The sequence below is a fragment of the Litchfieldella anticariensis FP35 = DSM 16096 genome (genome assembly GCF_000409775.1).
GTDB classification, from domain to species: domain Bacteria; phylum Pseudomonadota; class Gammaproteobacteria; order Pseudomonadales; family Halomonadaceae; genus Litchfieldella; species Litchfieldella anticariensis.
This window is the reverse complement of record NZ_KE332388.1, coordinates 536,851-550,062: the sequence shown is the minus strand read 5'-3', so window position 1 is coordinate 550,062 and position 13,212 is coordinate 536,851. Positions and strand designations below refer to the sequence as shown.

11 protein-coding genes are annotated in these 13,212 nt (G+C 51.0%); all 11 read left to right on the top strand.

Translation table 11 applies throughout. The features are described 5' to 3' along the window. The first annotated feature begins 3 nt into the window (after positions 1-3). The 11 genes from L861_RS09470 to L861_RS09420 all read left to right on the top strand — a co-directional run bounded on the left by L861_RS09470 (position 4) and on the right by L861_RS09420 (position 12,746). Positions 4-273, top strand: coding sequence for a hypothetical protein (locus L861_RS09470; RefSeq protein WP_016416852.1), 270 nt, complete (start codon positions 4-6; stop codon positions 271-273). Between the two features lie 68 nt (positions 274-341). Then, positions 342-578 carry a hypothetical protein gene (locus tag L861_RS09465; RefSeq protein WP_016416851.1) on the top strand — a complete coding sequence of 79 codons (237 nt, stop codon included), beginning with the start codon at positions 342-344 and terminating at the stop codon, positions 576-578. 191 nt (positions 579-769) lie between these two features. After that, complete coding sequence (locus L861_RS09460; RefSeq protein ID WP_016416850.1) at positions 770-1,024, top strand: FitA-like ribbon-helix-helix domain-containing protein; 255 nt, start codon at positions 770-772, stop codon at positions 1,022-1,024. Further along, positions 1,021-1,449 (top strand): type II toxin-antitoxin system VapC family toxin, encoded by a 429-nt coding sequence (locus tag L861_RS09455; protein ID WP_016416849.1) that lies wholly within the window; start codon positions 1,021-1,023, stop codon positions 1,447-1,449. Before L861_RS09460 ends, L861_RS09455 begins: the two co-directional genes overlap by 4 nt. A gap of 82 nt (positions 1,450-1,531) precedes the next feature. Then, positions 1,532-4,297, top strand: a complete 2,766-nt coding sequence (locus L861_RS09450) for a class I SAM-dependent DNA methyltransferase (protein ID WP_016416848.1) — start codon at positions 1,532-1,534, stop codon at positions 4,295-4,297. After that, positions 4,297-5,088 (top strand): hypothetical protein, encoded by a 792-nt coding sequence (locus tag L861_RS09445; RefSeq protein ID WP_016416847.1) that lies wholly within the window; start codon positions 4,297-4,299, stop codon positions 5,086-5,088. The genes L861_RS09450 and L861_RS09445 overlap by 1 nt, the downstream gene beginning before the upstream one ends. Beyond that, entirely contained in the window at positions 5,085-6,095 is a 1,011-nt protein-coding gene (locus L861_RS09440; RefSeq protein WP_016416846.1) for a virulence RhuM family protein, read from the top strand. The genes L861_RS09445 and L861_RS09440 overlap by 4 nt, the downstream gene beginning before the upstream one ends. Positions 6,096-6,276: 181 nt before the next feature. After that, positions 6,277-8,172, top strand: a complete 1,896-nt coding sequence (locus tag L861_RS09435) for a DEAD/DEAH box helicase (protein ID WP_236617138.1) — start codon at positions 6,277-6,279, stop codon at positions 8,170-8,172. After that, entirely contained in the window at positions 8,165-9,334 is a 1,170-nt protein-coding gene (locus L861_RS09430) for a GIY-YIG nuclease family protein (RefSeq protein WP_016416844.1), read from the top strand. The genes L861_RS09435 and L861_RS09430 overlap by 8 nt, the downstream gene beginning before the upstream one ends. A 20-nt stretch (positions 9,335-9,354) precedes the next feature. Next, entirely contained in the window at positions 9,355-10,731 is a 1,377-nt protein-coding gene (locus L861_RS09425; protein WP_027947932.1) for a Shedu immune nuclease family protein, read from the top strand. Further along, on the top strand, positions 10,728-12,746 hold the full coding sequence (locus tag L861_RS09420; RefSeq protein WP_016416842.1) for an ATP-binding protein: 2,019 nt from the start codon (positions 10,728-10,730) through the stop codon (positions 12,744-12,746). The genes L861_RS09425 and L861_RS09420 overlap by 4 nt, the downstream gene beginning before the upstream one ends. Positions 12,747-13,212: the final 466 nt, after the last annotated feature.

Genomic DNA, 13,212 nt, shown 5'->3' with positions numbered 1-13,212 from the left:
CCCATGATGAAACAACGCCATTTTATGGTAGCCCTGGATATGCTCGACGAAGGGCGGGAGGCCTACACAGAAGCCGCTTTTGTACCGGCTGTCGAGCTATCGGTCGAGGGAGAGAGGAACTTTGGTGCAGAGATTGCCGCTTTCGTGAACCGTCCGGCCCACTCGGGCCGCGAGGAGGCACCACGCAGCACGCACACTAGCAACGATGTAGGAGCTGGAACCGGGAGAACCCCGTTTTCAGAGGCGGCGGGATTTTCCGATACTGGCTTCTGACATTATGGGAGTCATTGACCAGCGATAGCTCAGGCGGCCAATGGCCGCCTTTCCGCAAGGAGGGGGACATGGGCGAACAATCACGCCGACAACAGCGTAAAGAGCTGGAAGGCAAGACCGTCGAGCAGGCCGGCGAGGCGCACGCAGAAAGCGGGGAGCCGGCGGTTCGGTGGCTGATTCCCGAGGAGCTCGACGAACTGCGGCGGGATATGAAAGAAGCATCCGCTTGGGCGCGGGCTGAGCTGAAGCGGCGTAGAGAGGGCGGGGAGTCAAATTCAAGGTGGTTGGGTAAGAATCGATGGTAACTATCGCGACCTCGGCTTTTTGACCATGCTTCGATCACCAAACAGCCGGTCTCGGCCCAGGTCCAACTACCCTGGCGGAGCTCTTTTCGAAGACCACCCTACAATACGTATAGAGCTGTATGCAGCCTAGCTTGCAGTAGTGCATGCAAAACCATAGCATGCATTCATGGACGTTCAGGGATCACCGACCGATGGCAATGCTTACAGTTCGCAACATACCAGACGAGGTACACCGCGCCCTGCGTGTCCGTGCGGCTCTGCACGGGCACAGTATGGAAGCCGAGGTGCGTGAGATCCTAGAGGCTGCTGTAGCCCCCGAAGGCCGGGTAAAGCTGGGGTCCATTCTGGCCGACATCGGCCGCCATGCTCAGCTGACCGATGATGAGTTCGCCGCCTTCGAGCAAGTCCGCGACAAGACCCCGGCGCGTCCGATGGACTTCGAATGATCCTGCTCGACACCAATGTCATCTCGGAACCACTGCGCCAGGAGCCAGAACCGCGCGTTATCGAGTGGATCGACGCCCAAGCCCTGGAGACTCTCTACCTCTCCGCTATCACAGTGGCAGAGCTACGTACTGGCATCGCCTTGCTCCCTGCAGGGGATCGCAGGACGAAGTTGCAGGAGAACCTGGAGAAGCGGGCGCTACCCCTGTTTGCCGGGCGCGTACTTCCGTTCGACCTTCCCTGTACGCAGGCCTATGCCGGGCTGATGGTGAAGGCACGAGAAACTCGCACCGAGCTTACTGTCGCCGATGGCTACATCGCAGCGATTACCCTAGCCAACGGCTTTGCCGTGGCAACGAGAGCTCCCGAACGCTTCGAAGCAATAGGCGTGGCGGTAATCAACCCGTGGAAGATGAAAGCCGCATAACGCCAAGTAAGTTGGACGGCGAAAATTTTAGCGGCTAAAAACGCAGCACTCGCCAGAAGGCGAACAGGATAAATGGCACACCATGAACGCAGTAGAAATCGAAGCCGCAATATCGGATCTGGCACAACAGCCCTTTGACCCGGCTGAATTCCCCTATGCCTTCCTGGAAGCCTTCGGCAATAAGGCTACTACCATCAAACGGCTGCGCTCGGGTGCATCCAACAAGTCCGATCTTGGCGGTGTGTTGCAGACTAACAATATCCATATCGCAGTGGCGGATGCCGGAGCCGTTACGCAAACCCTGGAGGCCCTCAAGGCCAGCCCGGCGACCACCCGTGCCAAGGCGCGCTACGTCCTGGCAACCGATGGCATGGTTTTCGAGGCTGAAGATCTGGAAACTGGTGAGACGGTGGCCTGCACCTATGAGGCTTTCCCTGACCATTTCGGCTTCTTCCTACCGCTGGCAGGCATCACCACGGTCAAGCAGGTGCGCGACAGCTCCTTTGACATTCGCGCTACCAGCCGTCTGAATCGGCTGTATGTGGAGCTGCTGAAGGACAACCCCGACTGGGGCACGGAAGAACAGCGCCACGAGATGAACCACTTCATGGCAAGGCTGATCTTCTGTTTCTTCGCGGAAGACACCGACATTTTCGCTGGTAGCGGCCTGTTTACCGATATCGTGGCCCAGATGAGCGCACGGGATTCCGCCAATACCCACGAGGTGATCAGCGAAATCTTCCGTGCCATGAACACCAAACAGGCCGAACGCACGACGGCAAGTATTCCCCGCTGGGCAGATGATGGCTTCCCCTATGTGAATGGCGGGCTGTTTTCGGGTAGCGTGGCGGTACCGCGCTTCAGCAAGATTGCGCGCTCCTACCTGCTACACATCGGCAGTCTGGACTGGACCCAGATCAACCCCGACATTTTCGGTTCCATGATCCAGGCGGTCGCGGATGATGAAGAACGCGGCGCGTTGGGCATGCATTACACCAGCGTGCCCAACATCCTGAAAGTGCTGAACCCGCTGTTCCTGGACGACCTGCGCGAGAAGCTGGAGGAAGCGGGTGACAACTCCCGCAAGCTGTTGAACCTGCGCAACCGCATGGCCAAAATCCGGGTATTCGATCCGGCCTGCGGCTCAGGAAACTTCCTAGTCATCGCCTATAAGCAAATGCGGGCTATCGAAGCTGAGATTAATCAGCGCCGGGGAGAACCCAACCGGCCTACGGATATCCCGCTCACCAACTTCCGTGGCATCGAGCTGCGGGACTTTTCAGCAGAGATAGCCCGCCTTGCATTGATCATCGCCGAGTACCAGTGCGACCTGCTGTATCGCGGAAAAAAACTGGCATTGGCTGAGTTTCTGCCGCTGGATTCCGAAAACTGGATTACTTGTGATAACGCCCTTCGACTAAACTGGCTCAGCATCTGTCCGCCTACTGGAACAGCGGTAAAGCATCATGCAGATGACCTGTTTGGATCACTACTCGATCAAGCACAGATTGACTTCGAGAACGAAGGCGGGGAGATTTATATTTGTGGAAATCCACCGTACTCAGGAAAAGGAAAGCTTACTCCTGAACAAAAAGAAGACATGCAGCTGATTTTCAAAGGGCGCACGAAACACTGGGGTTACATAGACTTTGTGGGTGCTTGGTTCCTTAAAGCATCAGATTACTGCTTGGCTACTGACGCTGTTGCTGCACTGGTAGCAACAAATTCGATAGCAATGGGAAGGCAAGCGCCAACGCTTTGGCCAATAGTTTTACAAAAAGACGTGAAGATTAGATTTGCGCACAGCTCATTTATTTGGTCAAACAATGCGGCTCGCAAAGCCTCCGTGTTCTGTGTGATAGTCGGAATTGATGGGCGAGAGGCTGGTGGCCGAAAATTGTACGAAAACGATCTCGTGCGACAGGTTGGTCATATATCTCATTACTTAACAGCGGGTGAGGCGCCTCTTGTTAAGGCAGTTGGCACGCCTGTTTCTAAAGATGTGCCGGAAATGATCTTGGGAAATATGCCAAACGATGGTGGGGCATTGAGCCTGACTTTCTCTGAAAAGCACCAGCTCCTTTTTGAAAGTCCGCAAGGAGGGAAATTCATTAGGAGGTTCTACGGCTCTAAAGAATATAACAATAACATCCCGAGATATTGTTTATGGATAAGCGATAATGATGTAGGCTGTGCAAAAAAAGTTGAAACAATTTCCCAGCGACTTCAGCTGTCAAGAGCAGCAAGGCTTAAAAGCCCTGATGCCTCTAACAAGAAGCTTGCCGATCGTCCACACCAAATGCGTGAATTTAACGAAGCGCAGAGTCATTCGTTCATCATTCCTCGAATGACGTCAGAACGCCGCGAATATCTTCCGTGCGGAGCTGTTGGCAAAGGAGCTATTATCTCCAGTCAAGCATTTGCTATTCTTGATTCCAGTTATTGGTCTCTTTCGTTGCTACTTTCAAAACTACACTTCGTATGGGTCGCGACGATCTGTGGGAAGTTTAAAGAAGACTATCGGTACTCGAGCGACTTAGGTTGGCATACTTTTCCGGTTCCTGTTCTTACGGATAAGAATAAGGCTGACCTGACTCGCTGCGCTGAAAATATTCTATTGGCACGGGAATCTCATTTTCCTGCTACCATTGCTGATCTCTATGATCCCGAAAAGATGCCAGCCAACCTGCGCGAAGCGCATGAGCACAATGATGAGGTACTTGAGCGTATCTATATCGGCCGCCGTTTCAAAAACGATACCGAGCGTCTGGAAAAACTGTTCGAGTTGTATACCAAAATGACGGCTGCCTCTCCCTCGAAAAATAGGACGAAACGGGGGGTATCCTGATGGGCGGTTATTCGCTGTTTCAGATGTGGGAGCCTTTTCGGCAGTCGCTGATAGCCGGACAACTTTTTTACGTGGAGCAAGCCAATAAGCGGCTGCTGTCACAATTTGACGACATTAAGGGGGAGGCTGACAAGGCAGCTGAGCGCTGGCTGGAGGAAAATAGCCAATATTTCGATCCAGACCGTCACGATCCAGGAGAGTTCGAAGAACGTGCGTATGACGCAAGTGTGGAATTCTATGGGCTGATGTGCGATTTGCGTGAGCAAACCAAGCTCAGTGTTGTGGCGGGTATGTATCATGAATGGGAAAAACATCTAAGAAAATGGATGACAGGTGAGATTCGCCATTGGCATATTGGCGGCATTGTTGCAGAAAAAGTGTGGACTGTAGACGTTGGCAAGTTGGTCGACCTATTGGAAAGTCTTGGCTGGAAGATCCGCAGTCAAGCTTATTTCTCTAAGCTTGATGCTTGTCGCTTGGTAGTAAATGTCTACAAGCATGGTAAAGGCAGATCGCTAAATGATTTGAAGCAACTTTACCCAGAGTATCTTTCTGATCCATTGGTCCATATTGGCGGTGTCTTTTCAGGCATAAATTATTTGGATTATGATCACCTCTCTGTGAGTGACGGCCAGCTACAAAGGTTCTCAGACGCGATTGTGTCCTTCTGGAAGGATGTCCCTGAAAATATATTGGACCGCGAAGACCTGGAAGTGCCGGGTTGGTTCGCGAAGGTCATGTTGGATGACCAGCGGGCAGCAAGTCGTCAGCAAGGAGGCCCCAATCTATGAGCGAGCTGATCCTTTACACCACGGATGACGGCCGGACCCAACTGCACCTTCGGGTAGAAGGGGACAGCATCTGGCTAAGCCAGATGGAGATTGCTGAGCTGTTCCAGACCACCAAGCAGAACGTCTCTCTGCATGCCAAAAACATATTTGAAGACAATGAGTTGGCCCCGGAGGCAACTATCAAGGAATCCTTGACAGTTCAGTCCGAGGGCAATCGCCAAGTGAAGCGGCGGATCAGTTACTACAACCTCGATCTCATCCTGGCCATCGGCTACCGCGTCCGCTCGCCTCGGGGTGTGCAGTTCCGCCAGTGGGCCAGCACCCACCTCAAGGAGTTCCTGCTAAAGGGCTTCGTAATGGATGACGAACGCCTGAAGAACCCCAGTGGCTGGGACTACTTCGACGAACTGCTGGAGCGCATCCGGGACATACGGGCCTCGGAAAAACGCTTTTACCAGAAGGTCCGTGATCTGTTTGCCCTCAGTTCCGACTACCAGGCCCGCGAGCGTGAGACCGCCCAGTTCTTTGCCGAGGTGCAGAACAAGCTGCTCTATGCCACCACCGGACACACAGCCGCTGAGCTGATCCTGAAGCGTTCAAACCCCAGCCAACCCAACATGGCGTTGACCAACTGGAGCGGTTCACGGGTACGCAAGCACGACGTCATCGTGGCCAAGAACTACCTAACAGCCGACGAGATCGACACGCTCAACCGGCTGGTGGTGATCTTCCTGGAACAGGCAGAGCTTCGGGTGAAGCAACAGAAGGATCTGACCCTGGACTTCTGGCGTACCAACGTCGACAAGATGCTAGCCTTCAATGACCAGCCGATTCTCGAGGGTGCCGGCTCGGTCAGCCGCGAGAGCATGGAGAAGATCGCTCGTGAACGTTATGAGGTTTTCGACCAGCAGCGGCGTATTGCGGAAGCCAAGGCAGCCGATGCCGCTGACCTGAAGGAAATCGAACAATTGGAACAAGACCTCAAACACAAGGGCAAGAAGTCCTGACAGGTGTCGCACTATGACAAAGATCGTACCCTCTGTTTCCGTCTCGTATGCGAGTAATGGCAGTTCTACCAAATCCAATGCCCTGGGCATGCGGCCCATGCAGGAGCGTGCCTACGAGCGGCGAGGCGAACAGTACCTGCTGATCAAGTCTCCGCCGGCCTCCGGCAAGAGCCGCGCCCTGATGTTCATCGCGCTGGACAAGCTCCTCAATCAGGGGCTCAAGCAAGCCATCATCGTGGTTCCGGAGAAGTCCATCGGCTCCAGCTTCAATGATGAACCGCTGAGCGATTATGGCTTCTGGGCTGACTGGCACGTGGAGCCAAAATGGAATCTGTGTAATGCACCAGGCTCCGACAATGGCGGAAAGGTCAAATCGCTGGGCGCCTTTCTCACCAGTGATGACCAGGTGCTGGTATGCACCCATGCGACCTTCCGTTTTGCCGTCGACCAGTTTGGCGTTACCGCCTTCGACGACCGACTGGTTGCCGTGGATGAGTTTCACCACGTTTCAGCCAACCCCGACAACAAGTTGGGGACTCACTTGGGCGAGTTCATTGCCCGCGACAAGGTGCATATCGTAGCCATGACCGGCTCCTATTTCCGAGGGGATGCTGAGGCCGTGCTGGCCCCCCAGGACGAGTCGCGCTTCGATACTGTCACTTACACCTATTACGAGCAGCTCAACGGCTACGAGTACCTCAAGCAGCTCGATATTGGCTACTACTTCTACTCCGGTTCCTACGCTGACGACATCCTCAAGGTTCTCGATCCGGCCGAGAAAACCATCGTCCATATACCCAACGTCAATTCCCGAGAGAGCACAAAAGATAAGGTTCGCGAAGTTGAGCATATCATCGAAGAATTGGGTGAATGGCAGGGAGCCGACCCAGTAACGGGTTTCCAATTGATTAAAACACCAGATGGCCGGTTGCTGAAAATTGCCGATTTGGTGGACGACGATCCAACCAAGCGTGACCGGGTATCTGCGGCGCTGAAAGACCCAACCCAAAAGAATAATCGCGGCCATGTAGATGTCATCATTGCACTGGGCATGGCGAAGGAAGGTTTTGACTGGATCTGGTGCGAGCATGCGCTGACGGTAGGCTATCGCAACAGCCTCACAGAAATCGTGCAGATAATCGGCCGCGCCACTCGGGATGCCCCAGGCAAAACACGGGCACGCTTCACCAACCTGATAGCAGAACCCGATGCTGCTGAGCAGGCCGTGACGGAAGCTATCAACGACACCCTGAAAGCCATTGCCGCCAGTCTGTTGATGGAGCAAGTGTTGGCCCCGCGTTTCGAGTTCACGCCCAAGAACCCCACCAGCGGCCCGCAGGAGGGCTTCGACTACGGTGAAGAGGGCTATGACCCCGACAAATGCAACGTGGGTGTCAACGAAGAGACTGGAAAGTACCATATAGAAATCAATGGGTTGGCTGAGCCAAAAAGCGAAGAGGTCAACCGTATTTGCCAGGAAGACCTGAACGAGGTCATTGCCAGCTTTGTGCAAGACAAAAACGCCATTGAGCGTGGTCTATTCGATGAGGAGCTGGTCCCCGAAGAGCTCACGCAGGTACGTTTGGGCAAGATCATAAAGGACCGTTATCCCAACCTCGATGAGGAAGACCAAGAGAGCGTTCGTCAACATGCCATCGCAGCCCTGAACCTGACCCAGCAGGCCAAGCAGCTGCTTGCGGGTGACGAGACCATTGACGTGGGCAGTAACGAGCCCAAACCGAATACGGCGCTGATAGCTGGTGTGCGCAAGTTTGCCATGGACGTGCGGGAGCTTGATATTGATCTGATTGATCGCATCAACCCCTTCAGCGAGGCCTATGCGATTCTTGCCAAGACCATGAGCGAAGACAGCCTGAAACAGGTGGCGGCAGTTATCTCCGGAAAACGTACTAATCTGACGCCAGAAGAGGCTAAGGAGCTTGCTGTGAGGGCTTTCAGATTCAAAAGGGAGCGCGGTCGGCTGCCTTCTATCAGCTCACAGGACGCCTGGGAACAACGCATGGCTGAGGGCGCTGCCGCTTTCGTGCGCTTCAAGGATGAGGGCCGTTATGACTGATCTGGACGAATTGCGCGCTGAACTGGACGGCTTCGCCCAGCCCGAGAAGAAGAAAGGCCACTCTGCGCGCGAAGAGCGCATCATCGCTGGTTTCGAAGAGATCCAGCGCTTTGTCGACGAGCATGGCCGCACCCCACAGCACGGCGAAGACAAAGACATCTTCGAACGACTCCATGCCATACGCTTGGACCGCATACGCGCGCTTGAGGAATGCCGAACCCTGGTGACACCACTTGATCACCAGGGCTTGCTCGATGGCGACTACGCCATCGAAGCGGAATCCGTAGAGACTATGGACGATGACGCCTTGCTTGCCGAGTTGGCCGGTGCCGCCGGGGCGCCTGAGCTTACCGAACTGAGGCATGTCCGCTCCAGCGCGGAGAAACGAGCCGCAGAAGAGGTCGCCCACAGAGAGAGGTGTGAGGACTTTGAGACCTTCAAGGCGCTGTTTGATCAAGTAGAAAGTGAGCTAAAGTCCGGACTGAGAACCACTCGACCATTCGGCAAGAATGCCACTATTGAGTTGAATCAATGGTTCATTCTGGATGGACAGACCGCCTATGTGGCTGATGAGGGGGAGGAGTTTGATTCGCCCCAAGGAAAGAAGGATGCACGCTTGCGGGTGATTTTCTCCAACGGGACGGAAAACAACCTGCTACGTCTGTCGCTGGTTAGAGCGCTCTACAAGGATGAAGCAAGCCGCCGTATCACCGAGCCAAATGCCGGGCCGCTGTTCAGCGAGACCTGGGAAGAGGACGACATAGAAAGCGGTACCATATATGTGCTGCGCAGCCTGTCCGAACACCCATACGTTGCCGAGCACCGCGAGCTGATTCACAAGATCGGCGTCACGGGAGGCAAGGTGGAAACCCGCATCGCCAACGCAGCACACGATGCCACCTACCTGCTGGCCGATGTCGAAGTGGTCGCCACCTACAAGCTGGCCGGCATCAACCGCCGTAAGCTGGAAGCCCTCTTCCATCGCATCTTTGCACCGGCGCAGCTTGAGCTGACCATCCAAGACCGCTTTGGTCATCCGGTGAAGCCGAGAGAGTGGTTTTTAGTGCCGTTGCATGTGATCGATGAGGTGGTACAGCGGATTCGGGATGGGTCGATTACGTCTGTTGTTTACGATCCCGCTACAGCACGACTCAGCATTTAATCTTGAATGCAGGTATGCTTATGGCTAGGTTATTTCCTAATGATTTCAGTCCTGAAGATCTCGATATCGAGATCGAAGAGATTTTTCCAAATTGCACTGAAGTGTTTTATCTTCCCAGCCAGGCCGACTTAGACCTTGCAGGCAGAGGGTCTGAAGCCCCTAGGCAGCTTAGGAAAAAAATTGCCGTGTTTAATGGGAAGGGTGGCTATATCTCAGTTTATCCAATTTACACACTGCCTACCCATCCAGACTACCTAAATCAAAAATATCCGCAGATTGAGGAGATTAGACTTCTTTTCGATATCGACATCGTACCCTATACCAAAGATGACGTATTGTCTGCCTTGGAAGGTATGCCAGCAGGGTTTGTTAAAGATGTTCGTTATGGGTTGGGATTGATTAAAGATTTTCGATTCATTATATCGGCTGTTGAAGAGCAGACAAAAAGCAAAGTTCTTGTGCTTTGTGATGAGGAAACTAGAGATAAAGATGATGGTCGCTTCTGTCTAAGTTGGGGCGATTATGATGAGATGCGCCGTGATTGCAATCGAATAACTGAACGCGCCAGAAAAGCCGCACGGATTTCAAAAAGTGCTGCTACTTACAATCGTCTTGCCTATCTTTTAGGTAATGAGCAAAAGCCATTACCAATAGCCAACGATTCGATCAGTAAAATGCTTAGTATCAAGATATCAGATACTGACAAGCAGGCCGCAATGAACCTTATTGTAGGGGATAAGTCTGCTATCGAACAGACTGATACAGTGACTCTTTCGAGGTTGAAAAACGATATTGAGCTTGTGTCATTAGAGGTTCTGATAAAGAAATACGAAGAGCTGTTGTCTAAGAGTGCAAGGGAAGAGACTTGGCAGAAGCTGTTTAATGATAATCCATTTATCCTCAATCTAGCCTTTGGTTACCCTGCCATAAAAATTTCTGGTCAAGCTAGCGTTGGTGGAAAGCACTTGTCTGGAGATGGAGAAAAAATTACCGATTTTTTGTTAAAAAACGGTGTTACCAATAACTTGGCTATTGTTGAGATAAAAAAGCCTAGCTCAATGCTGTTAAATAAAACACAGTATCGTGGCGCCGTTTTTTCCGCCTCAAAAGAACTAACTGGATCGGTAACACAAGTCTTAGATCAGTGCTATCAGTTGCAAAAAAACATCTCAACTATAAAAGTTGATTCACGTATCTATGATATTGAATCTTATGCCATCCACTGTATCTTGATTATTGGCACCATGCCTACCGATGAAAATCAAAAAAAATCGCTAGAAATCTATCGTCGGAATTCAAAAAATGTACAGATAATTACTTTTGACGAGATGCTTGTTAAGCTAAAGCAGCTCCACTGTTTTCTTTCTGATGATGATAACTCAGGGGTGGCGCAATGAGCTTACAAACAAACTTGAAGGGCCGGCTCCGAAATACTTCTTTGCCAAAGAGTCATGGACTTTTACCAGTGTTTGAAGCTGTAGTTAACTCAATTCATGCTATTGAGGAGAGAGTTGGAAACGCTGCCGGTAAGATTGTTCTTCAAATCAACCGAGATGTTCAGGAAGACTTGGAGCTAGATGCCAAGGCGTTGCCCCCCATCGTTGGTTTCACTATCAAAGATAACGGTTGTGGTTTTGACTCTAAAAATTTCAAGTCGTTTGAAACACTTGATTCTGATCACAAAATTGACAAGGGTTGCCGAGGCGTAGGGCGGTTAATGTGGCTGAAGGTCTTTGATGTGGTCGAATCAGAAAGCCATTTTTTCGATGAAGATAACGAGATCAACAAACGCTTTTTTCGGTTTGACGACAAGTCTGGTGTCCACGATGATAAAGTTCTGGCAGCTTCACAAGATCAAACAGGTACGACTATAAAGCTAATCGGCTTTGATGAGAGCTTCCGCAAGAAAGTGCCTGCCAAGGGTGAGTCTATTGCTAATCAGCTTTTAGAACATGTGCTTTGGTACTTTGTGCGCAACGAGGAAAGTCCGAAAATACTGGTTGCAGATATGGGGGAGAATGTTGACCTCGACGCTCTCTATGAACAACACATGCATGCCAGTGCCTATCATGAAACAATTGTTATTAAAGGCCAGGATTTCGAGTTAACACATATTAAATTTCGAGCATCTGTTAATAAGAAGCATCAGCTTGCTTTGTGTGCATCGAGTAGACTGGTAAAAGAAGAGATTATACAGGGAAAGATTCCTGGGCTCTATGGTAAGATTGCAGATTCATCTGGCGAGTTTACCTATACTTGTTATGTGGCTTCTGAATACCTGGATAACCATGTCCGTACTGAGCGAACCTCATTTGATATAGCTGAAGACGTCGAGGATATTCTTGATGAAATAACTCTAAAGGAAATACGTGAGGCAGTACTTGATCGTACAAAAGAATACTTAAAAGATGTTCTTTGTGAAAATGTAACAGCAGGAAGAAAGCGGGTAGAAGATTTTATTAATGAACATGCGCCTCGCTACCGACCTATAACCAGCTATGTTGAAGGCGATATGCTCATTGTTGACCCCGAAAAATCGGACAAGGATATAGAGCTACACCTTCACGCAGAATGGTACAAAGTAGAGCGCCAGTTGGTCAGTGAAGGTCATGACATTATGCAGCCTCAAAGTGAAGAGCATGAAGAAACATACAAAGAACGGCTTGGTGATTATTTGCGTAAAGCTGAAGATATAAAAAAATCAGACCTGGCGAACTATGTCTCTCATCGAAAAGTTATCATCGATCTTTTGACAAAGTCTATTGAGAGATTAGATCATGGGAAGTACGCTCGTGAAGAGATGATTCACGAGCTTATTATGCCGATGCGCAAAGATTCGAGTGAGCTATTTCTGGACTCATGCAATCTCTGGCTGGTTGATGAACGTCTGGCGTTCCACAACTATATGGCATCAGATAAGACTATCAATGCCATGCCGATTACTAACAGCGACTCTGGAAAAGAACCAGACTTGCTTTCCCTTAAGGTCTTCGACAACCCTATTTTGGTAAATGACCAGCATAGCTTTCCACTTGCTTCAATTACCGTAATTGAGATTAAGCGACCTATGCGCAATGATATGCGGGAGGGCGAGGATAAAGACCCCATTGATCAAGCTTTAAGCTATTTGGAAAGGATTAGAGATGGGAAAGTAACAACTAAGTCTGGTCGTCCAATACCTAGAAATAGTGATATACCGGGTTACTGCTATGTGCTTTGCGATCTTACTGAATCGATGCATCGTAGATGCCGACGGGCAAACCTCAGAATCACATCCGATGGGATGGGATATTTTGGCTATAACGAACCTTCTCATGCCTACATAGAAGTGATTAGTTTCGATCAATTGGTGAAGGCCGCCAATGAGAGGAATCGCGCGTTCTTTGATAAGTTAGGGCTCCCTGTGGCCTAGATCGAACTATCGGTAGTGCACCGCTCAAAACGGTACACTACCGGTACACACACCAGCTTCCTGTGCTATCCTCAACCTTCGCTAAGCTACTGATTCAAAAGAACTGTACCTTTCGCTTGATTACGGTTGCGTTTCCTTGAATATCAGTAGCTTATTGGTTTAAAAGCGAACTCATAATCCCTTGGTCGCTGGTTCGAGTCCAGCTGGGCCCACCATCCGTTTCCCCGCTTCCTCAAGCACCACCATTGCGCGCTGACAGTCGCTGTTACCAGTAGGCTTCCTTTCCATAGGCTGGATTTCATCAAAGGTCGTTACTGGTAAGACCACATGCGCGGTACCAAAGTCTTGTTGTTGATCGTTCTTTCCCCCTTCTACTGTCTATTTATGGATTGAAAGTCGGAAATGCTGCGTAGAACGTACGCATTGGTCGGCGAGATTTCTGAATTTGGATTTAACGATTAAGAAA